This is a genomic window from Flavivirga jejuensis (genome assembly GCF_030540765.1).
In the GTDB taxonomy this organism is placed as follows: Bacteria; Bacteroidota; Bacteroidia; order Flavobacteriales; family Flavobacteriaceae; genus Flavivirga; species Flavivirga jejuensis.
In genome coordinates, this window is the sequence record NZ_JAUOEL010000001.1 from 584,228 (window position 1) to 607,206 (window position 22,979).

19 protein-coding genes and 1 riboswitch are annotated in these 22,979 nt (G+C 33.9%); of the genes, 16 read left to right on the forward strand and 3 right to left on the reverse strand.

Annotation, left to right across the window (positions count from 1 at the left end; all coding sequences use genetic code 11):
• Window positions 1-119 precede the first annotated feature (119 nt).
• From cysD to Q4Q40_RS02630, 14 genes are all read left to right on the forward strand, one after another.
• Window positions 120-1,025 (forward strand): sulfate adenylyltransferase subunit CysD, encoded by a 906-nt coding sequence (gene cysD, locus Q4Q40_RS02565; protein WP_303300111.1) that lies wholly within the window; start codon window positions 120-122, stop codon window positions 1,023-1,025.
• A gap of 102 nt (window positions 1,026-1,127) precedes the next feature.
• The gene (locus Q4Q40_RS02570) at window positions 1,128-2,375 is read left to right on the forward strand and encodes a sulfate adenylyltransferase subunit 1 (RefSeq protein ID WP_303300112.1); all 1,248 of its coding nucleotides are present in this window, start codon (window positions 1,128-1,130) and stop codon (window positions 2,373-2,375) included.
• A gap of 170 nt (window positions 2,376-2,545) precedes the next feature.
• Window positions 2,546-4,660, forward strand: coding sequence for a ferredoxin-like domain-containing protein (locus tag Q4Q40_RS02575; protein WP_303300113.1), 2,115 nt, complete (start codon window positions 2,546-2,548; stop codon window positions 4,658-4,660).
• 22 nt (window positions 4,661-4,682) lie between these two features.
• Entirely contained in the window at window positions 4,683-5,495 is an 813-nt protein-coding gene (gene cobA, locus Q4Q40_RS02580) for a uroporphyrinogen-III C-methyltransferase (protein WP_303300114.1), read from the forward strand.
• A gap of 1 nt (window position 5,496) precedes the next feature.
• Complete coding sequence (locus Q4Q40_RS02585; protein ID WP_303300115.1) at window positions 5,497-6,129, forward strand: precorrin-2 dehydrogenase/sirohydrochlorin ferrochelatase family protein; 633 nt, start codon at window positions 5,497-5,499, stop codon at window positions 6,127-6,129.
• Window positions 6,130-6,146: 17 nt separating this feature from the next.
• On the forward strand, window positions 6,147-7,199 hold the full coding sequence (locus tag Q4Q40_RS02590) for an NAD(P)/FAD-dependent oxidoreductase (RefSeq protein WP_303300116.1): 1,053 nt from the start codon (window positions 6,147-6,149) through the stop codon (window positions 7,197-7,199).
• Window positions 7,200-7,384: 185 nt separating this feature from the next.
• The gene (gene epsC, locus Q4Q40_RS02595) at window positions 7,385-8,125 is read left to right on the forward strand and encodes a serine O-acetyltransferase EpsC (protein WP_303300117.1); all 741 of its coding nucleotides are present in this window, start codon (window positions 7,385-7,387) and stop codon (window positions 8,123-8,125) included.
• Complete coding sequence (cysM, locus tag Q4Q40_RS02600) at window positions 8,112-9,002, forward strand: cysteine synthase CysM (protein WP_303300118.1); 891 nt, start codon at window positions 8,112-8,114, stop codon at window positions 9,000-9,002. The genes epsC and cysM overlap by 14 nt, the downstream gene beginning before the upstream one ends.
• 75 nt (window positions 9,003-9,077) lie before the next feature.
• Window positions 9,078-9,190: riboswitch (SAM riboswitch) on the forward strand.
• A 50-nt stretch (window positions 9,191-9,240) separates the two neighbouring features.
• Window positions 9,241-10,254: a homocysteine S-methyltransferase family protein gene (locus Q4Q40_RS02605; RefSeq protein ID WP_303300119.1), complete on the forward strand. Its 1,014-nt coding sequence runs from the start codon at window positions 9,241-9,243 to the stop codon at window positions 10,252-10,254.
• A 9-nt stretch (window positions 10,255-10,263) separates the two neighbouring features.
• Window positions 10,264-10,545 carry an antibiotic biosynthesis monooxygenase family protein gene (locus tag Q4Q40_RS02610; RefSeq protein ID WP_303300120.1) on the forward strand — a complete coding sequence of 94 codons (282 nt, stop codon included), beginning with the start codon at window positions 10,264-10,266 and terminating at the stop codon, window positions 10,543-10,545.
• Window positions 10,545-13,220 (forward strand): methionine synthase, encoded by a 2,676-nt coding sequence (metH, locus tag Q4Q40_RS02615; RefSeq protein WP_303300122.1) that lies wholly within the window; start codon window positions 10,545-10,547, stop codon window positions 13,218-13,220. The genes Q4Q40_RS02610 and metH overlap by 1 nt, the downstream gene beginning before the upstream one ends.
• Window positions 13,221-13,335: 115 nt before the next feature.
• Window positions 13,336-14,292: a methylenetetrahydrofolate reductase [NAD(P)H] gene (gene metF / locus Q4Q40_RS02620; RefSeq protein WP_303300123.1), complete on the forward strand. Its 957-nt coding sequence runs from the start codon at window positions 13,336-13,338 to the stop codon at window positions 14,290-14,292.
• A 43-nt stretch (window positions 14,293-14,335) separates the two neighbouring features.
• Complete coding sequence (locus tag Q4Q40_RS02625) at window positions 14,336-15,433, forward strand: acyloxyacyl hydrolase (protein WP_303300124.1); 1,098 nt, start codon at window positions 14,336-14,338, stop codon at window positions 15,431-15,433.
• Window positions 15,434-15,538: 105 nt separating this feature from the next.
• A complete protein-coding gene (locus Q4Q40_RS02630; protein ID WP_303300125.1) occupies window positions 15,539-16,285 on the forward strand; it encodes a head GIN domain-containing protein in 747 nt (248 codons plus the stop codon).
• Here Q4Q40_RS02630 and Q4Q40_RS02635 read toward each other — a convergent pair.
• The 3 genes from Q4Q40_RS02635 to gldA all read right to left on the reverse strand — a co-directional run bounded on the left by Q4Q40_RS02635 (window position 16,256) and on the right by gldA (window position 20,604).
• The gene (locus tag Q4Q40_RS02635) at window positions 16,256-17,458 is read right to left on the reverse strand and encodes an acetate/propionate family kinase (RefSeq protein ID WP_303300127.1); all 1,203 of its coding nucleotides are present in this window, start codon (window positions 17,456-17,458) and stop codon (window positions 16,256-16,258) included. The genes Q4Q40_RS02630 and Q4Q40_RS02635 overlap by 30 nt on opposite strands.
• Before the next feature lie 5 nt (window positions 17,459-17,463).
• A complete protein-coding gene (gene pta, locus Q4Q40_RS02640) occupies window positions 17,464-19,554 on the reverse strand; it encodes a phosphate acetyltransferase (protein WP_303300128.1) in 2,091 nt (696 codons plus the stop codon).
• A 153-nt stretch (window positions 19,555-19,707) separates the two neighbouring features.
• Window positions 19,708-20,604, reverse strand: a complete 897-nt coding sequence (gene gldA, locus Q4Q40_RS02645; protein ID WP_303300129.1) for a gliding motility-associated ABC transporter ATP-binding subunit GldA — start codon at window positions 20,602-20,604, stop codon at window positions 19,708-19,710.
• Between the two features lie 346 nt (window positions 20,605-20,950).
• On the opposite strand from gldA, the gene Q4Q40_RS02650 reads away from it, so the two are divergent.
• Together Q4Q40_RS02650 and Q4Q40_RS02655 are read left to right on the forward strand one after the other, a co-directional pair.
• Window positions 20,951-21,778, forward strand: a complete 828-nt coding sequence (locus tag Q4Q40_RS02650; protein ID WP_303300131.1) for a prephenate dehydratase — start codon at window positions 20,951-20,953, stop codon at window positions 21,776-21,778.
• The gene (locus tag Q4Q40_RS02655; RefSeq protein WP_303300132.1) at window positions 21,775-22,920 is read left to right on the forward strand and encodes a pyridoxal phosphate-dependent aminotransferase; all 1,146 of its coding nucleotides are present in this window, start codon (window positions 21,775-21,777) and stop codon (window positions 22,918-22,920) included. The genes Q4Q40_RS02650 and Q4Q40_RS02655 overlap by 4 nt, the downstream gene beginning before the upstream one ends.
• Window positions 22,921-22,979: the final 59 nt, after the last annotated feature.

A 22,979-nucleotide genomic window follows, 5' to 3' on the forward strand; every position in this document is an offset into this window, starting at 1 on the left:
TATGTAGTTAACAGAAAGTTTTGAAAGTTAATTAAGCATATAGAATAAAATAATAATAACAAAACTCTTAATTCGCCCGAGTAAGAGTTCTCCCTTCGGGGGTTAGCGGGCTAAAAATTATGAACAAAGATACATCACATATCAACTCGTTAGAAAATGAAGCGATATACATCATGAGAGAAGTAGCAGCACAGTTTGAAAAACCAGTGTTGTTATTTTCAGGAGGAAAAGATTCGATCACTTTGGTAAGATTAGCGGTAAAAGCATTCTATCCAGCAAAAGTGCCGTTTCCTTTAATGCATATTGATACAGGTCATAATTTTCCTGAAACGATTGAATTTAGAGACCGTTTGGTTGAAGAATTAGGATTGGAATTGATTGTTAGAAATGTACAAGATTCTATCGATCAAGGAAAAGTAAAAGAAGAATCTGGACGTTATGCAAGCAGAAATATGTTGCAAACAACCACGCTTTTAGATGCTATTGAAGAATTTAAATTTGATGCATGTATTGGAGGAGCGCGTCGTGATGAAGAAAAAGCAAGAGCTAAAGAGCGTATTTTTTCGGTACGTGATGATTTCGGACAATGGGATGAGAAAAACCAACGCCCAGAGTTATTCGATATGCTAAATGGTGATATTGAACATGGACAAAATGTGCGTGTGTTTCCAATTTCTAATTGGACAGAATTAGATGTGTGGTCTTATATAGAAAGAGAGGCTATTGAGATTCCTTCCATCTATTTTGCGCACAAACGTAAAGTGTTTTTAAGAGATGGTATGATATGGTCTGCAGAAGATGGTGTGGTTTATAGGGATGAAAGCGAAGAAGTCATAGAAGAGCTTGTACGTTTTAGAACCGTTGGAGATATGAGTTGTACAGCAGCAGTACTATCTGATGCCGTATCTATTTCTAAGGTTGTACAAGAAATTAGAGAAAGTACGATTTCAGAACGTGGTGCGCGTATTGACGATAAACGATCTGAAGCGGCTATGGAGAAACGTAAACAACAAGGGTATTTCTAGAATACCAATTTTTGTCATTTCCGCGAAGGCGGAAATCTTTTAAAAAGAATACAAATTCAGGCTTGAAGTAAACTAGTAGAAGGCCGACATTACAATATAGAAATGGAAGTATTAAAAATTGCAACAGCAGGAAGTGTAGATGATGGTAAAAGTACCTTGATAGGACGTATTCTATACGATACAAAATCATTAACCACAGATAAGTTAGAAGCTATTGAAAAAACAAGTAAGCAAAGAGGTTACGATTATTTAGATTTTTCTTTAGCAACAGATGGTTTAGTAGCAGAGAGAGAGCAAGGAATCACGATAGATGTCGCCCATATTTACTTCTCAACAGCTAAGAAAAGTTACATTATAGCAGATACTCCAGGTCACGTAGAATATACACGTAACATGGTAACAGGAGCTTCAACATCTCAAGCATCCATCATTTTAATTGATGCCAGAAAAGGTGTTATCGAACAAACGAATCGTCACTTTTTTATCAATAACTTATTGAGAGTTAAAGATGTTGTTGTTGCCATTAATAAAATGGATTTAGTTGATTATTCTGAAGAAACATATAATAAAATCAAAGCTGATTTTTCAGAGTTGATGAGTAAAAGAGATTATCAAGATCAAAAAATAACGTTTATTCCAGTTAGTGCTTTAAAAGGAGATAATGTTGTAAATAAAACAGATAAGATGCCTTGGTACGAAGGTCAGACTTTATTAGAGCATTTAGAGGAAATAGATAAATCAGATATTTTTAATGTTGGGACTCCAAGGTTTCCAGTACAATACGTAATACGCCCAAAAACAGAAGATTTTCACGACTATAGAGGGTATGCAGGAAAAGTGTATGGAGGTAATTTAAGTGTTGGAGATGATATCGTGGTATTGCCGTCGCAAACAAAATCTAAAATAAAAGATATTTATTTCTATGATGAAAAGTATGAAACGGCTTCAAGACGTTCGTCGGTAACCATCACTTTAGAAAATGATATCAATGTGAGCAGAGGAGATATGATTGTAAAAGATGGCGATTTGCCAACTATAGAGAAGCAATTTACGGCCAATGTATGCTGGATGGACTCAAGCCAATTAACACCAGGAGGTAAATATGTAGTACAGCATGGTGTGAATAAAGTACTAGCTAAAGTTGATAGAATTAATCATAAAATTAATCCAGATTATTCTGGAATAGAAGAAAATGTTACTGGTTTAAATGTTAATGATATTGCTTCGGTAACTTTTAAATTAAATAAGCCAATTTTTTACGATCAGTTTAAAAACCACAGAACAAATGGTTCGTTTATCTTAATTGATACACAAAACAATAATACTGTTGGGGCTGGCTTCATTCAATAAATCCCTCTAGTCCCCGAAGAGGGAACTGGCAGGTTTGTGAAAAAAAGAATAAGTTTTTCTATAAGGGTTTTAAAACCTTGTAGGGTATGAGAAAATAAATTAATAACAATATTCTTACTTCACCCGAGTAAGAATGCCTCTCCTTCGGGGAGGTTAGGAGGGACTTGTGTATGCAAAGTTTTAGAACAGAAATAGAAAATCCAATTGTCGAAAATGACATTATAGAATTAGCTAATAAAATTCAGCTTTTTCATAATGGTAAAATAGATGAAGAGAAATTTAGAAGCCTTCGTTTAGCACGTGGTGTTTACGGACAGCGTCAAGAAGGTGTACAAATGATTCGTATAAAATTGCCTTATGGAAAAGTTAAGAGCAATCAATTACGAAGAATTTCTGAGGTGTCCGATGAGTATTCTCGTGGTCGTTTACATATTACCACACGTCAGGATATTCAAATTCACTATGTTGATCTAAACAGAACTCCAGAACTTTGGGCCGAGTTAGAACGTGATGATGTCACCCTTAGAGAAGCTTGTGGTAATACAGTAAGAAATGTAACCGCTTCAGAAACTGCAGGTATAGACGTGAATGAACCGTTTGATGTATCGCCCTATGCAGATGCGCTATTTCGTTTCTTCTTAAGAAACCCTATTTGTCAGGAAATGGGACGTAAGTTTAAGGTGTCTTTTTCATCTTCAGATGAAGATACTGGTTTATCGTACATGCACGATTTAGGTTTTATAGCGAAGATTGAAAATGGTGTACGTGGATTTAAAGTACTCCTTGGTGGTGGATTAGGTTCTCAACCACGTCATGCCGATGTATTATATGATTTTTTAGAAACAGATAAGATCATTCCCGTAATGGAAGGCGTTTTAAGAATCTTTGATCGTCATGGTGAGCGTAAAAGCCGTGCCAAAGCGCGTATGAAATTCTTAATAAAAGATATAGGCTTAGAGGCTTTTAAGGCATTAGTTGAAGAAGAGCAAGATGCTATTGAGTTTAAAACAGTTGCTATTGATGCAGATGCATACGAGGTTTCAAAACCAGTAGATGTTGAGGTACCATTAGTAGACATTAAAGATCAAAAGGCATTCGAAATATGGAAGTCTACAAACCTGATTCCTCAAAAACAAGAAGGTTATGTGGCTATTGGAATTAAAGTGCTTTTAGGCGATTTTTATACAGACAAAGCGAGATTGTTAGCCGATTTAGTTGATAATTATGCAGCTGGTGAAATAAGATTGTCATTACGTCAAAACATTGTAATTCCTTTTGTGAAAAGAGAATTAGTACCGTTTTTCTATAATGAATTAGAAAAATTAGGTTTTGTAGAAGCAGGTTATAATAAAGCTGTTGATATTACCGCATGTCCAGGTACAGATACTTGTAATTTAGGAATTGCAAGTAGTACTGGAATTGCAGATGAATTGGAACGTGTTATTAAATCGGAATACCCACAGTACCTAAGTAACGAAGATTTAGTTATTAAAATTAGTGGTTGTATGAATGCCTGCGGACAACATAATATGGCAAATATTGGTTTCCAGGGCATGTCTGTTCGTACACCAGATAAATTAGTAGCACCTGCATTACAAGTATTATTAGGTGGTGGTAACTTAGGAGGTGGTAATGGTGCCTTTGCTGATAAAGTAGTTAAAGTACCAAGCAAAAGAGGACCAGAAGCATTACGAAGAATTTTAAATGATTTTGAAGCGAATGCAAACGGGAAACAATTTGTTACTTATTATAAAGAAAAAGGAGAGAAGTATTTCTATAATTTTTTAAACGATCTGCAAGATGTTACTAGTTTAACACAAGATGATTTTATCGATTGGGGTGAAGAAGAGAAATATGTTAAAGAAATTGGTATTGGTGAATGCGCTGGTGTTGTTATCGATTTAATTGCAACCTTATTTTTAGAAAGTGAAGAAAAGATTGAAAATGCTAGAAAATCTTTCGATGAAAAAGTGTATTCAAGTGCTATTTATCATGCTTATAGTTCTTTAGTTAATTCGGCTAAAGCCTTATTATTAGCAGAAAATAAGAAAACAAATACCCATGCAGGCATTATAAGTCAATTTGATGAATTGTTTGTAGCAAGCGGAAATATAGATTTAGGAACATCTTTCTCAGAATTGATCTATCAAATTAATAAATTTGCACCAACAGAAGATTTTGCATTAAGGTATATTGATAATGCAAATCTGTTTTTAGATAAAGTAAGAACATTTAGAGAAACAGAAAACCCTGTAACTCCTAAAGGAGGAAAAGTAACAGTTTAAAAACTGTTTTTAGTAAAGAATAATGAATAAAGAAAAAAGTATAGATAATAAAGCTGCGAGTTCAATCCCCTCTTCGGGAAGTAAGGGGCGCTTAACTGTTGTAGGAGCTGGACCAGGCGATGTAGATTTAATAACGCTCAAAGCTATTAAATCTATTGAATCTGCAGATGTTATTCTGTACGATGCTCTTATTAATGAGGCATTACTAAAATATGCATCAAGCAGTGCGGAACTCATTTTTGTGGGTAAACGTAAGGGGTGTTATGCGTTTCAGCAAGAACAAATAAATGAACTTATAGTTAGTAAAGCCAAAAACCACGGGCATGTTGTGAGATTGAAAGGTGGCGATCCATTTATATTTGGAAGAGGCGCAGAAGAGATTGATTATGCAAGGCAATTTGGTTTAGAGACTTTTGTAGTCCCTGGCATATCATCGGCTGTTGCAGTACCAGCATATCTGGGGATTCCTTTAACTAAACGAAATGCTTCAGAAAGTTTTTGGGTGATTACAGGAACAACAAAAAATCATCAGTTATCATCAGATGTTGCTTTGGCTGCAAAATCAACAGCAACTGTAGTTATTTTAATGGGGATGGGTAAGTTGAGCGAAATTGTTCGTATTTTTTCAGAAGAAAACAAACAAGACACAGCTATTGCAATTATTCAAAATGGTACGAAAGAAAATGAAAATGCAGGGATTGGTACTATTGAAACAATTAGCGATATTGTAGCTGAAAAAGAATTAAAAAATCCCGCTATTATCGTTATTGGTGATGTGGTTAAAAAACGTGCTGTATTAACATCCATTTATAAAGAAGTTAATCAGGAATTGTAATATGATAGCCAAGGACGACGATAAAATAAATATATCGAATTCAGTTTCCCCTTCGGAGGCAGAAAGGAATAATTTATATCCTATTTTTTTAAAGACTAAAAACTTAAACGTACTTATTGTAGGTGGCGGTTTTGTAGCTGAAGAAAAATTAACGTTCCTATTAAAATCAAGTCCAGATGCACATGTTACCATGGTGTCGCCTATATTTAGAGATGGCACTGTAGCACTTGCAAATAAAGGTGATGTTACGCTGATTAAAGATGCTTATAATAAAAGTTATTTAAAGGGAAAGCATATTGTTGTAGCTACGACAGATATCCCAGAAGTAAATGTGGAGGTTTGGAAAGATTGTAGAGCAGAAGCTAAATTAGTGAACGTTGCCGATAACCCACCATATTGTGATTTTTATATGGGTGGCATTGTAACAAAAGGTCATGTGAAAGTAGCGATTTCAACAAATGGAAAATCGCCAACAACAGCCAAAAGATTACGTCAGTTTTTCGAGGATGTGATTCCAGAAAACATAGATGATTTGGTTAAAAACTTAAACGAATACAGAAAGACAATAAAAGGTGATTTCGAGGAAAAAGTCGAAAAATTAAACGAATTCACAAAAGGATTAATTGAAAAATAAAAGTAAAGAAGCATATAATGATTAAAACAGATATACTTATAATAGGCGCGGGTCCAACTGGGTTATTCGCGGTTTTTGAAGCAGGTTTATTAAAACTTAAATGTCATTTAATAGATGCATTGCCACAACCAGGCGGACAATGTTCGGAAATTTATCCTAAAAAACCTATTTATGATATTCCTGGTTTTCCTGAAATATTGGCTGGTGATTTAACTAAAAATTTACTAGAACAAGGAAAACAGTTTGAACCAGGGTTTACTTTAGGTGAGCGTGCAGAAACAATAGAAAAACAAGAAGATGGTTCATTTATTGTAACAACTAATAAAGGTACGCAACACCAGGCACCCGTAGTTGCTATTGCTGGAGGATTAGGATCTTTCGAGCCTAGAAAACCAGCTATAGATGGTATTGTAGATTATGAAGATAAAGGAGTTGAATATATTATTAAAGACCCAGAATTTTATAGAGATAAAAAAGTAGTGATTTCTGGTGGAGGTGATTCTGCATTAGATTGGAGTATCTTTTTAACCGATGTCGCTTCAGAAGTGACTTTAATTCATAGAAGAAATGAATTTAGAGGAGCTTTGGATTCTGTTGAAAAAGTTGGAGAATTAACTAAACTTGGTAAAATTAATTTAATTACACCAGCAGAAGTTAAAGGGGTACATGGTAATGGTAAAATAGAAACACTTACTGTTGTTAAAGATGGTGAAACTTCTCAAATTGAAACAGACCACTTTATTCCATTATTTGGATTGTCACCTAAGTTAGGACCTATTGGAAATTGGGGATTAGATATTGAAAAGAATGCTATAAAAGTTGATAATTCATTAAACTATCAAACCAATATTCCTGGTGTTTTTGCTATAGGTGATGTAAATACATATCCAGAGAAATTAAAATTAATTTTGTGTGGATTCCATGAGGCAACATTAATGTGTCAAGCGGCATACAGAATTATCAATCCTGGTAAAAAATATGTTTTAAAATATACAACCGTTAGTGGAATTGATGGCTTTGACGGAACAAGAAAAGAAGCACCTAAAGCAGTTGTTCAAGCTATTAATTAATTTTTAGTTTGATTAATAATAAAACAATCCTGCAAGGTTTAAGCGCTAAACTTTGCAGGGTTTGTTTTTTACAGAAAACATGAATATTAAGCGATATTAGTTTTATTTTTATAAGCTTAATTTCTAATACTATTTAAAACTAAAAGGAGTGATAATTGGGATAAGCCCTGCCAAACAAATAATACATGAAAAGCTATAATGTTTGTTTAAAAGACACAGTCAAAAAATTTACCAAAAGATTGTTTTATGCGTTGTTCGATAGTGAACAGGAAGAAGCTTATGGAGAATATTTAGAGAAAACATTTCTAAAAATAACATCTAAACTAGATATAGATAACGGTAAAGCTATATGGGAAAGTTTTAAATCCGAACTTCCAGAGATTAGAAAAATATTAGATTTGGATGCTATTGCATTCGAAAATAATGATCCAGCATCGCATTGTTTAGATGAGATTTATATGGCATATCCAGGGTTTCATGCTATCTCAATTTATAGATTAAGTCATGCGCTTTATAAGCGAGACGTGTATATTTTACCAAGAATGATGAGTGAATACATTCATGGCATTACAGGTATCGACATTCACCCGGGGGCTACTATTGGTGAATCATTTTATATTGATCATGGTACAGGAATTGTAATAGGAGAGTCTTCAATAATAAAAAGCAATGTTAAAATTTATCAAGGGGTAACCTTAGGGGGAATTCAGGTTTCTAAAGATTTGGCATCAACAAAAAGACATCCAACCATAGATGATAATGTAACAATTTATGCCAATGCCACTATTTTAGGAGGCGATATCGTTATTGGTAAAGACAGTATAATTGGCGCAAATGTTTGGATTACACAATCGGTTCCAGAAAACTCGTTAGTTACTTATCAGACAGAAATTAAAATCAGACCTAAAAAAAATGGGATACGGTAAAAGCATATTAGATGACATTGGTAATACACCAATAGTTGAAGCAAGTCATATTATAAAAAATAAAAAGGTTCGATTATTTTTAAAACTGGAGGGTAATAACCCTGGTGGTAGTGTTAAAGATCGTGCTGCTTTTAATATGATTAATGAAGCATTAAAAAGAGGCGATATAGAAAAAGGAGGTACTTTGGTTGAAGCTACAAGTGGAAACACAGGCATTGCTTTGGCTTTCATTGCGCAATTGTTAGGATTGAATATGGTGTTGATTATGCCAGAGAACTCCACCGAAGAACGCGTTAAAACCATGCGTGCATATGGGGCTGAGGTTATTTTAACACCAGCAGATGTAGGTATTGAAGGTTCCAGAGATCTCGCTTTTAAATTAAGAGACGAAAAAGGGTACACGCTTTTAAATCAGTTTGAAAATAATGATAACTGGAAGGCGCATTATAAAACCACAGGACCAGAAATATGGAGAGATACCGAGGGTGAAATAACACACTTTGTATCTGCCATGGGAACTACGGGAACCATTATGGGAACTTCCACATTTTTAAAGGAGAAAAATAAAAACATACAAATAGTTGGAGCACAACCAGCTGATGGTTCTAGAATACCTGGTATTCGAAAATGGTCGCCCGATTATGTGCCTAAGTTTTTCGATCGTTCAAAAGTAGACCAAGTTATCGATGTAAGTGATGTTCAAGCTAAAGCGATGACGCAACGTTTAGCTAAAGAAGAAGGCATTTTTGCAGGGATGAGTAGTGGTGGCGCTGTGTATTGTGCTTTAAAAATAGCAGAATCTATTGATGAAGGTGTTGTAGTTGCTGTTATTTGTGATAGAGGCGATAGGTATTTATCCTCCACTTTATTCGAATAGTGCAATTTTTATCAATTTAATGTGGATAAAAAAAATATAGTTAGTACTTTTGCTCACTAGTTCATTAACGTATTAATGTTATCAAGAAAGGTAGAGGGAATAGACCCGTTGAAGCCTTGGCAACCCTTTAACTTTAAAGAAGGTGCTACGTTCTACTAATGTTTAAAAAAATATTGGAAAGATAACGAAAAGTGTTTCTTTTACTTTTCTTGATGACATATAGATAAAAAATATCAAAATGTCGAACATAAAACAAGCTTTACAAGACCGTATTTTAGTACTAGATGGTGCTATGGGTACTATGTTGCAGGCCTATAAATTTACAGAAGAAGATTTTAGAGGCGATCGTTTTAAAGATTACCCAACGCCGTTGCAGGGTAATAACGATTTGCTGTCTATCACGCAGCCAAAAGCAATTAAAGAAATACACGCTAAGTATTTTGAAGTAGGTGCAGATATTGTAGAAACGAATACGTTTTCTGGCACAACAATCGCCATGGCAGATTATCAAATGGAAGATTTAGTTTACGAACTTAATTACCAGTCTGCAAAAATAGCAAAGGAAGTAGCCGATGAATTTACAGCCAAAGAACCACATAAACCTCGTTTTGTAGCAGGATCCATTGGACCAACAAACCGTACAGCAAGTATGTCGCCAGATGTAAACGATCCTGGCTATAGGGCTGTAACGTTTGATGAATTACGGATAGCTTATAAGCAGCAAGTAGAAGCTTTAGTTGATGGTGGTTCAGATCTACTTTTAGTAGAAACCGTTTTTGATACCCTGAATGCTAAAGCTGCATTATTTGCTATAGAAGAAGTTAAAGAAGCACGCAATATAGACATTCCTGTTATGCTTAGTGGCACAATTACCGATGCGTCAGGGAGAACACTTTCTGGTCAAACAGCAGAAGCTTTTTTGATCTCAGTATCACATATTCCATTATTATCTGTTGGTTTTAATTGTGCTTTAGGAGCTAATTTATTGCAACCACATTTAGAAGCTATTGCTTCTAAAACAGATTTTGCAATTTCTGCCCATCCCAATGCTGGATTGCCAAATGCCTTTGGTGAGTATGATGAAACACCAGAAGAGATGGGAGAGCAAATAGAAGAATATTTAAAAAAGGATTTAATAAATATTATTGGAGGCTGTTGTGGTACAAGCCCAGAGCATATTAAAGTTATTGCAGATATAGCCGCTAAATATAAACCAAGACATCATTCTGAACTTGTTTCAGAATCACATTAAGTTAAAGTTATGATACTCGAAGTTGCCATCTTAAATATTAAAAAAGGGCTTTCTGCAGATTTTGAAAAAGTTTTTCAAGAAGCGCAACGTATCATTTCCTCTATGAAGGGTTACATATCACACGAATTAAAAAAGTGTGTTGAGCAAGAAGATAAATATATATTATTAGTGAATTGGGAGACGATTGAAGATCATGAGATCGGATTTAGAAAATCGAGTGAATATCAAAAATGGAAAGCATTATTACACCATTTTTATGAGCCATTTCCAATTGTAGAACATTATAAATAATGAAAGCTAACCAAACAAAATATATGAGACTTTCAGGATTAGAACCACTAATCCTAAACGAAAACAGCAATTTTATCAATGTTGGTGAACGTACCAATGTTGCTGGTTCTCGTAAGTTCTTAAGATTAATAAAAGAAGAAAAATTTGATGAGGCCTTAGATATAGCACGACATCAAGTAGACGGAGGTGCGCAAATAATAGATATCAATATGGACGACGGTCTTATTGATGGTAAAGAATCGATGGTTCGTTTCTTAAATTTAATTGCAGCCGAACCAGATATTTGCCGTGTGCCTATTATGATAGATAGTTCTAAATGGGAAATTATTGAGGCAGGACTTCAAGTCGTGCAAGGTAAATGTGTCGTAAATTCTATTTCCTTAAAAGAAGGCGAAGAAAAGTTTATTTGGGAAGCAAAGCAGGTTAAACGATACGGAGCAGCTGTTATTGTGATGGCTTTTGATGAGGTTGGACAAGCAGATAATTACGAAAGACGTATCGAAATAGCAGAACGCTCATACCGTGTTTTAGTTGATAAAGTAGGATTTCCATCAGAAGATATAATTTTCGATCTAAATATATTCCCTGTAGCAACAGGTATGGAAGAACACCGCAAAAATGCGATCGATTTTATTGAAGCCACACGTTGGGTACGGGAAAATCTGCCAAATGTGAGTGTTAGTGGTGGTGTGAGTAATGTGTCGTTTTCATTTAGAGGAAATGATAGGGTTCGTGAAGCGATGCACTCGGTGTTTTTATACTATGCCATTCAAGCAGGGATGAATATGGGGATTGTAAACCCAGCACTTTTAGAGGTGTATGATGACATTCCTAAAGACTTGTTAGAACATGTAGAAGACGTTATTTTAGATAGAAGAGACGATGCTACCGAACGATTATTGGATTTCGCCGAAACAGTTAAAGGTTCTAAAAAAGAAAAAACTGTTGACTTGTCATGGAGAGAAAATTCACTTCAAGAGCGTATAACTCATGCGCTTGTAAAAGGAATTGATGCATACATTATTGAAGATGTAGAACAAGCAAGACAGGAAGCTAAAAAACCAATTGAGGTTATTGAGGGGCATTTAATGATTGGAATGAATGTGGTTGGTGATTTATTTGGTGCTGGTAAAATGTTTCTACCCCAAGTAGTAAAATCAGCAAGGGTTATGAAAAAGGCGGTTGGTTATTTAAACCCTTTTATTGAAGCCGAAAAAGGTGAAAAACAAGAAGCTTTAGGTAAGGTGTTAATGGCTACCGTAAAAGGCGATGTACATGATATTGGTAAAAATATTGTGAGTGTTGTTTTAGGGTGTAATAACTACGAAATTGTTGATCTAGGGGTTATGGTGCCACCTGAAAAAGTTATTTCAGAAGCCAAAGAACATAACGTAGATGCCATTGGTTTGTCTGGTTTAATTACGCCATCTTTAGACGAAATGGTGTATCTGGCTAAAGAAATGGAGCGTCAAAATTTTTCTGTGCCTTTGCTTATTGGTGGAGCAACAACATCGAAAGCGCATACCGCAGTGAAAATTGATCCTCAGTATAAAAATGCTGTAGTTCACGTTAATGACGCTTCCAGAGCGGTGACAGTCGTTGGAGATTTATTAAATAAAAAGACCTCTAATGAGTATGTAGCAAAACTTAAAAAAGATTACGATGAATTTCGTGAGAAGTTTTTAAAACGAGGTAAAGAGAAATCATATATTTCGATAGCAGAAGCGCGTCGTAAAAAATATACTATAGATTGGGAAACATCAGACATTGTAAAACCTAATGAATTAGGAATTCAAAGATTAAAACAATTAAGCTTGAAAGAGTTGTTACCCTTTATAGATTGGAAACCTTTCTTTATTTCGTGGGATTTGCATGGTAAATTCCCAGAGATATTAACAGATGATGTTGTGGGAGAACAAGCAACACAATTGTATGAGGATGCCCAAGAAATGATTAAACAAATTATTGCGAAACAGTTATTAAAACCAAAAGGAGTCTTTGGTTTATTTGAGGCTAATACTATAAATGAAGATGACATTTCTATTCAGAAAAAAGGAAATGAGATTGCTGTGTTTAGGACGTTACGTCAACAATTAAAGAAAAGAGATGGCATTCCAAATATTGCTTTGTCTGATTTTATAGCGCCAAAAGAAACAGGTAAAACCGATTATATGGGGGCATTCTGTGTGGGTATTTTTGGAGCGCAAGAACTAGCAACTTTTTACAAGGACAAAGAAGATGATTATAACTCGATAATGGCACAAGCCATTGCAGATAGATTTGCTGAAGCGTTTGCAGAATACTTACACAAGCAAGTGAGAATGAAGCACTGGGGGTATGCGGCAGATGAAGATTTATCTAATGAAGATTTAATAAAAGAAACCTATAAAGGGATTCGTCCAGCACCTGGTTACCCAGCATGTCCAGATCATTTAGAGAAAGAGACCATTTGGGAGTTGTTGGATGTAGAAGAGTTAATAGGAGTTACCCTTACTGAAAGTTTAGCCATGTGGCCAGCAGCTGCAGTATCAGGATATTATTTTGGAAATCCAGAAGCAAAATATTTTGGCTTAGGTAAAATTACTGATGACCAAGTCACTGATTATGCCACTAGAAAAGGCATTGGAAAAGATAAAGCTAGAAAGTGGTTGCATCCTAATTTGGCAGAGGAGTAATCCCTACCGACCTTCTCTGAAGGGGAGGCACAAGTATTATTGGATGCAATTAAAATTAAAAATAAATTAAATACGACCCATTAAAAACCCTTCTTTGGAGGGATTGGAAAGGCACATGAAAGTAACAGATCATATAAAGAAAGCTAACGGGAAAACATTGTTTTCGTTTGAAATTATTCCACCACAAAAAGGTAGAAACATTCAAGAATTATATAATAATATAGACCCTTTAATGGAGTTTGAACCACCATTTATTGATGTAACAACTTCTAGGGAACAATATATTTATATTGATAAAGGTGAAGGCTTATTAGATAGAAAAATAACACGTATGCGACCAGGTACTGTTGGTATTTGTGCAGCAATAAAACATAAATACAATGTGGATACCGTTCCGCATGTATTATGTGGCGGTTTTACAAAAGAAGAAACAGAATACTTGTTGGTGGATTGCCATTATTTAGGTATCGATAACGTTATGGCGTTACGTGGTGATGCTATGAGCCATCAAAAATATTTTCAACCTTCTAAAGGAGGTAATGCATATGCAACAGACTTAGTAGCTCAAATTCAGAATTTAAATTGTGGAAAGTATTTACACGAAGTTATAGAATCAGATCATAAATCTAATTTTTGTATTGGTGTAGCTGGTTATCCTGAAAAACATATGGAAGCCCCTTCTTTGCAAGCGGATTTAAGACGTCTTAAAGAAAAAGTAGAAGCTGGAGCAGATTATGTAGTCACGCAAATGTTTTTTGATAATGAGAAATACTTTGAGTTTGTAGACCAGGCAAAAAAGGCAGGTATTGATGTGCCTATCATTCCTGGCATAAAACCTTTAGCGGTTAAACGTCATTTACAAGTACTACCTCAGGTCTTTAAAATAGATTTACCAGAAATTTTAGTTAATGAAGTTGAAAAATGCAAAGATAATAAACAGGTAAGGCAAGTAGGTGTTGAGTGGGCTATAAAACAATCTGAAGAGCTTAAAAAAGCAGGTGTACCTGTATTGCATTATTACTCAATGGGTAAAAGTGATAATATAAAAGCCATTGCATCTCATATGTTTTAATATTTCTGTTATTTTTGCCCTTTATTTAGGTAAACCTACTTTAATGAAGTTATTTTTAGTCTGTGTTTTTTGTGCTATTGTCAACTGTTCATTCTCCCAGGAAAAAGAACACACATCTTATATGGATGTTAATTATATTAACGGAAATATAGCTTTACATAATACCGATATTCTGCATTTAATAAAAGGACGCCCAGAAGGTTTTATTTTAAGTTGGAATAAAAAAAACTATGGATTTAAAGATTGGGAGCAACGCTACAACTATCCAGATCATGGTGTGTCTTTTATCTATCAAGACTTAAAAAATGATGTTTTAGGCAACGTTGCTTCATTATATGCGCATTACAATTTTTATTTTTTAAAACGGAATGTGATGTTACGTATAGGTCAAGGTTTAACTTACTCAAATAAACCTTATGATAAAGTAGAGAATTTTAGAAATATAGCCTTTGGTTCCAAAATAATGGGTACTGCTTACTTGATGCTTAATTATAAAAAAGAACATATTATAAATAGGTTTGGTTTACAAGCAGGCCTGTCATTTATTCATTATTCTAATGCTAGTGTAAAATCGCCTAATACAAGTATAAATGTTATAGCCCTAAACGTTGGGATGACTTATAATTTAGATGATAAAGCGCCAGAATTTAAATCTACCTTAGATGAAAATGATGGTAAGTTTACCCAACCTATAAAATATAATATAGCATTTAGAGCAGGGATTAATGAAAGTGATGTTATTGGTAGCGGACAATTCCCTTTTTACATTTTTTCTGCTTATGCAGATAAGCGTATTAATAGAAAAAGTGCATTCCAGTTAGGGACGGATGTTTTCTTTTCAAATTTTTTAAAAGAGTATATTTATTATAGATCGGTTGCTTTTCCAGGAGATAATTTATCTGGAAATGAAGATTATAAGAGAGTCGGTGTTTTTGCTGGTCATGAATTATTTATTAATAAAATGTCAGTTATCACACAGTTAGGATATTATGTTTATTATCCGTTTGATTTTGAAGGACGCACGTATTTTAGAGTAGGTTTAAAACATTATTTTGGTGATAAATGGTTTGGAGCTATAACGCTAAAAACACATGTTGCAAAAGCGGAAGCGGTAGAATTTGGAATAGGCGTTAGATTATAATTCCTATAAAGATGGGAATCTTTTATATTGAAACATAAAAATAATAATAGGTTTATACTTGCGTAATTTGACTGCGCTCAGTGTAACATGCAGGAATAACAACATATGAAAAGAATAGTTCACATATTTGTTTTGTTTTTAATAATAGCTTGTGATAGTGAAAATGCAGGTAATTGTTTTCAAAAAACAGGAGATATTATTCAACAAGAAGTTGTTGTAGATTCTTTTACTAAAATTTTTGTAAATCGCGATATTGAGTTAATAATTAAAGAAGGTGCGACACACAAAGTTATTATTGAAACTGGCGAAAATCTATTAAATGATGTTTCTGCTATTGTTCTTGATGGCAAATTAACGTTGACCGATAATAATACCTGTAATTATGTGCGCGATTATGGGATTACTAAAGTATATGTAACATCCCCAAATATTACAGAAATAAGAAGTTCTACACAGTATGATATAAGTTCCGATGGGATTTTAAGGTACCCAAGTTTAACGATCTTATCAGAAGATTATGGAGAACCAGATACTTTTACAAATGCTGATTTTAGATTAGAGATTGATAATAACTTATTTGTGGTGGTCTTTAATAATATATCTAATTGCTTTATTTCTGGAAAAACAGAAAGCCTGAACCTTACATTTGCATCAGGAGCCTCACGTTTTGAGGGTCGGGATCTTATCGCTCAAAAAGTGCAATTATGGAACCGAGGATCAAACGATATGTTTGTAAACCCGCAACAAGAAATAAAAGGAACTATTTCTGGAACTGGCAACGTGATCTCTGTAAACCAACCGTTAATAGTTGAGGTTGACGAATTATATAAAGGACGTTTGGTTTTTGAATAACCGAACGGCTTGTTTCGCTATTTCTAATTCTTCATTAGTTGGAATCACTAAAATTTTAACCTTAGAATCCTCTTTGCTAATAACATGCAAACCTTTAGACCTCGTATTATTTTTTTCAAAATCTAAATGAATACCTAAAAAGTCAAGATCTTTAGAAACGAGTTCTCTTATTAATTGTGAATTCTCTCCAATACCTGCCGTAAATACTATAGCATCTAATCCGTTCAGAATAGCCGTATAACTACCAATATATTTTTTTATACGGTACACGTTCATTTCTAAAGCCAATTGACAAGCTTTATTACCTTGGGCTGCTTGTTCTTGAATATCTCTTAAATCACTCAAACCTGTTAAACCTAACATACCACTCTTTTTTTGTAGCAAGGTGTTAATTTCGTCTAAACTGAAATTTAATTTGTTTGCTAAATGAAAGATGATAGCAGGATCGATATCCCCGGAACGAGTTCCCATTATTAAACCACTTACAGGAGAAAACCCTAAGGAATGATCGATGCTTTTTCCATTTTTAATAGCTGTCATGCTACAACCATTTCCTAAATGAATGGTGATAATCTTAGACTCTTTTTTGTTTAAATAGTCAATAGCTTTTTCTGAAACATATTTATGACTCGTGCCATGAAAACCGTATAAACGAATATGGTGCTCGTCTAAAAAAATATTAGGAATAGCATATTTATAAGCATGTTCTGGTATAGATTGATGGAAAGCTGTATCAAAAACAGCGACTTGCTTTGCGTTCGAAAATATATCTTCGGCGACCTCGATCCCTTCAAGGTTAGCTGGATTATGCAAAGGAGCTAATGATGCTAGTTCCTTTATTTTTTCTTTTACAAGACCAGTGATTTCTGTAGTTTCTTTAAAATGAATACCACCATGAACCACTCTATGACCCACTATTGAAATGTCTTCAGGTGATTTTATAATTCCTGTATCTTTATCTAAAAGTTGTTTTGATAATAATCTGAGTCCTTCTTTATGGTTTAAAATGGAACTTTCAAATTCAATAGTATCCTTTTGAGTGTTGAATTTAAAAATAGCATCATTAAAACCAATACGCTCAATGAGTCCTGAGCATAAAATACGTTCTTCGGGCATCGAAAATAATTGAAACTTTATAGAGGAACTCCCAGAGTTTAAAACTAATACTTGCATATTTATTATTGGTTTTGAGCTTGAATAGCAGTGATTATAACAGTGCTATAAATATCATCGACAGTGCAACCTCTACTAAGATCGTTCACTGGTTTATTTAATCCTTGTAAAACGGGGCCTATAGCTAATGCTCCTGTTTCACGTTGTACAGCTTTGTATGTGTTGTTTCCTGTATTTAGATCAGGAAAAATTAAAACACTGGCGTGTCCTGCCACCTCAGAATCTGGTAATTTAGTTTTTCCAATACGCATATCTACAGCAGCATCATATTGAATAGGACCTTCAATTTTTAGATCTGGATTTTGAGTTTTTACAATATCGGTAGCTTCTCTAACTTTTTCTACATCGGCTCCTTTTCCAGAAGAACCAGAAGAATAAGAAAGCATAGCAATTTTAGGTTCTATGCCAAATTCTTTGGTCGTTTGAGCTGATGAAATAGCGATCTCTGCCAATTGTTGTGCATTTGGATTTGGATTGATGGCACAATCTCCAAACACAGAAATCCTATCTTCTAAGCACATAAAGAAAATAGACGATACCAGATTAACTCCAGGTTTTGTTTTTATAAATTGTAAAGCAGGTCGTAAAGTATGTTGGGTAGTATGCACCGCTCCAGAGACCATACCATCTGCATGGCCTTTATAGATCATCATCGTGCCAAAATATGACACATCAGACATGGTATCTTTTGCCATTTGTAAAGTTATATTCTTATGCTTTCTAAGTTCGTAAAAGGTCTTAGCGTAATCTTCAAAGTGAGGCGATTTTGTTGGAGATATAATGTTTATCTCATTAATATTTAGAGGGATGTCTAATTTTTCAATGAGTTCTTTAATTTTATCTTCTTCACCTAAAAGCGTTAACTCTACTACATGTGCATTAATTAATTTTGCAGCAGCACGCAAAACACGTTCGTCGTAACCTTCAGGTAAAACAATATGTTTTTTATCATTTAGAGCACGTTGCAATAAATTGTATTGAAACATTCTAGGCGTAAATATATCGGACTCAAAAGTAATGAGTCGTTCAGCTAGCTTGTCTGTGTCTACGTGTTTTTCAAAAGTAGCTATGGATGTGCTTATTTTTTCTATATTTTCGGCATCAATTCTAGATTTAATGTTGCCTATGCTGTTGGTTACATGGTACGTACCACCTTTTACGCTAATAAGCGGAACAATGCTAGAAAGTCCTTCAATGAGTTTTAAAATAGGTGCTTCTGGAATAAGACCACCAGTTAGAATGATCCCTGATACCTTAGGGTAATTTTTAGAGATGTTAGCTTGTAAGGCTCCTAAAATAATATCGGCTCTGTCTCCAGGAGTAATAACCAATGAGTTTTCCTTAAGATGCATTAAATAATTACGTAATTGCATGGCACCTACGCTAAAATGTTCTGTTAGGTTATTTAGCATATCTTGTCCAAAAAGAACCTCCCCACATAAAGCTTTAGAAATTTCTTTTACAGTAGGACTGCTAAGGCTAGGGATTTTTGGTATTACTGTAATATCTGTTCCGTTGGTTATACGTGTTTTTAATTGTTCTTTAAGAGCGGAAAGATCATCAGGGTTTGCTTTGTTAGTTATTATAGAAAGCACATCTACTTCTTGTTTAAAAGTATCGTGTGCTAATTGGACACTATCTACAATCTCTTTAAGTCCTTTCTTGTCTCCTTGAGATACTATAATAACAGGGAGTCCAAGGTTTTTAGATATTAAAATATTAATATCTAGTTCTAAACTCGAGTTTTCATGAGAGAAATCGGTACCTTCTACTAAAATAAAATCAAAACGGTCTTCAAGATTTTTGTATTTTTTGATAATTTCATCGATAAGCTCACCAGACCTCCCTTGGTTATATAAATCAAGTACCTGATTTCTTGTATAAGCATACGTTTTCTTATAGTTAATATCCAATTCAAAATGAGACATCACTGTATTAATGTGGTTGTCCATCTCTCCTGCTTCAAGATCTTCAATTATCGGTCTAAAATATCCAACTTTAGCAGTCTTTCCTAAAAGCATACGCATTAAACCAAGAACAACGACAGATTTACCGCTGTTTGGCTCGATAGTAGCTACATAAATTCCTTTACTCATAGTGTTTATTGTGTTACTAAGATAGTTCTTATTAAAGAACGATGCTTATGATGTAAATATAATTTCACAACAAAATTAATGTCTTCAAATTATCATAAGGATGATATTTATCATACTTTTAATTTAAAACTTGTTGAATATAAGAAGAGGAGGTTATTTTGATGTTAAATCTCTAAAAAGAGATTCTAAACTTGCATTTTTTTGATTGAGTTGTAAAATTTTCAATTGATTATCATGAGCAAAATCAAATACACAGGATCTCATGTCTTCTGAGGTTTTAAAAGTGATCTCATAAACAAAACCATGTGTATTGTTTACGTTTTTTGCTTTTGGAAGTTTTAATAAAAAAGCATCTTCAACACGATAATCAAATTCTACAATAACAATCTGTTCTTTCTCATCTCTTAGTTCACTTAGTTTTTTATCTGCAACAATCTCACCTTTATTAATTATGACCACACGATCGCACATGGCTTCAACTTCTTGCATAATATGTGTGGATAGAAACACGGTTTTGGTTTCTCCAATCGTTTTTATAAGATTTCTAATGTCAACCAATTGGTTGGGGTCTAAGCCTGTGGTTGGTTCATCTAATATTAAAACCTCAGGATCATGTAATAAAGCATTCGCTAAACCTACACGTTGGCGATACCCTTTAGAGAGTTGTCTTATCTTTTTATGAGCCTCTGGAGTTAAGCCAGTAAGTTCTATAACATCATTAATACGTTGTTTGGAGACCTTGTATATAGTTGCGTTAAAGTTTAAATATTCTTTAACGAACATTTCTAAATATAAAGGATTATGTTCGGGTAAATACCCAACATTTCGTTGCACAAATTGTGTGTTTTCTTTTATATCATGTTCGTTTACCTTAGCAGTACCTTCACTCGGGTTAATATAAGTCGTTAAGATTTTCATCATGGTAGATTTCCCCGCACCATTAGGTCCTAAAAATCCAACAATCTCTGGTTTGTTAACTTTAAAGGATATATTGTTTAAAGCTTTTTGTTTACCATAGTATTTTGAAACCCCTATTACTTCAATAGACATAATTAAAATTATTTATTCAAAAATAATAATTATATAATGCAATAGAAGTTTTGTTGTAGAATCTTTAAAACTTTTGAAAATATAAAAAAAAACTAATGTCACAATTTTGATTTCTTAAAATATTATTTACTTTAGCCTCATAATTATGAAAACAACAGTATTTTTTACATATTTCAACAATTGGTTTTATTTCTTTTTTAGCAAAAGGAACGAGATGTTGTATATGTAATTTATAGATATAAATTTAAAATATGAGTCTCGATGAAAATCGGGACTTTTTTTTGTTTAACTTTTAATTAATCAACCTCAATTAAAGATTGGAGGCTTATAAAATAAAACTAAGATTTTGATTAAAACAGTAGCCATACAAGGAGTAAAAGGATCTTTCCATCATATTGTGTCACAGCAGTTTTTTGATAAGCCCGTAGGTGTTATTGAGTGTTTAACATTCGATAAGGTAGTCGATTCTTTAATTACAAAAGAATGTGATGCTGCTATTATGGCCTTAGAAAATTCTATAGTAGGATCCATCATTCCTAATTATGCTTTAATCGATGCATATGGTTTACATATTGTTGGTGAGCATTATTTGGATATTCAGCATAATTTAATGGCAATGCCAGGGCAAAGTATAGAAGCTATTGAAGAAGTGTATTCGCACCCTATGGCATTGTTGCAGTGTAAAGAGTTTTTTAAGCAATACCCTCATATTAAATTAGTAGAAGATAAGGATACTGCCGAGGTTGCTGAACGAATACATGAAAAAAAACTTAAGGGAATAGGTGCTATTGCAAGTGTTATGGCGGCAGATATATTTGAGTTAGATATTCTGGCATCTAGTATTCAAACTATAGAGCATAATGAAACACGATTCGTTATTGTAAAACGAACAAATTCTGAAGTTTCAGAAAATGAGATCAATAAAGCGTCTGTTAAGTTTGAAAGCGACCATAAACGAGGCAGCTTGGCTGCAATCCTTAATGTAATGAGCGATTGTAAATTGAATTTAACAAAAATTCAATCACTACCCATAGCCGAGACACCTTGGAAATATGCTTTTTTTGTTGATGTTACTTTTGAAAAGTATATAGATTTTAAAAAAGCAAAAGCTATCATCGATATTATGGGAGAAGGATTTAAAGTGTTGGGAGAATATAAAAGAGCTAAGTTATGATTGAAGCAGCAAATAGATTACAAACAGTAGAAGAATATTACTTTTCAAAAAAATTAAGAGAAGTAAGTTTACTTATAGCTAGTGGAAAACCGATTATTAACTTAGGTATTGGTAGTCCAGATTTACAACCGCCGCAAAGAGTTGTTGAGGCAATAAAAGAAGGCTTATTAGATCCTAGTGCGCATAAATATCAAAGTTACCAAGGCTTACCAGAATTAAGAGAAGCCATAACGGGATTTTATAAAACTCATTTTTCGGTGTCTTTAAGTTCTTCTACAGAGGTGTTGCCACTCATGGGAAGTAAAGAAGGTATCATGCATATTTCGATGGCATATTTAAATGAAGGTGATGCTGTGTTAATCCCAAATCCAGGATATCCAACATATCAATCTGTTACGAAATTAGTAGGGGCAACACCTGTTTTTTACGAATTGGATGAAGCAAATAATTGGTTGCCAGATTTTAATGCTTTGGAACAATTAGATTTAAGCAAAGTGAAATTGATGTGGGTTAATTATCCGCATATGCCAACAGGAGCGAAATCTAATACTCATTTATTTGAAAAATTAGTAGCATTTGGCAAGCGTCATAATATTTTAATAGTTAACGATAATCCGTATAGTTTTATACTAAATGATGATCCAAAAAGTATTTTAAGTGTTGCTGGAGCAAAAGATGTTTGTTTAGAGCTTAATTCATTAAGTAAGACGTTTAATATGGCTGGATGGCGTGTAGGGATGGTCGTTGGAGACAGTAAGCATATAAACAATATTTTAAAGGTGAAGAGTAATATGGACTCTGGTATGTTTTATGGCATTCAAAAAGGAGCTATTGAAGCTTTAAAATGCTCTGAGATGTGGTTTGTTACTTTAAATAGTGTGTATGCACGACGTCGCGATTTAGTTTGGCAATTAGCAGACGCTTTAAATTGTACGTATGACAAAAATGCCATGGGACTTTTTGTTTGGGCTAAACTACCAGGCGATTTAAAAGCTGAAGCGTATATAGACTCAGTGCTTAAAAATAATCACATATTTATTACTCCAGGAACCATTTTTGGAAGTAAAGGAGAAGGCTATATTCGATTTTCTTTATGTGCATCAAACGAAGTATTAGAAGAAGCTATAAAAAGAATTAAATAAGTAGACAGTACTCAGTAAGCAGTAAAACGGATAAAAAGTAATAATAATTAATAATTCTT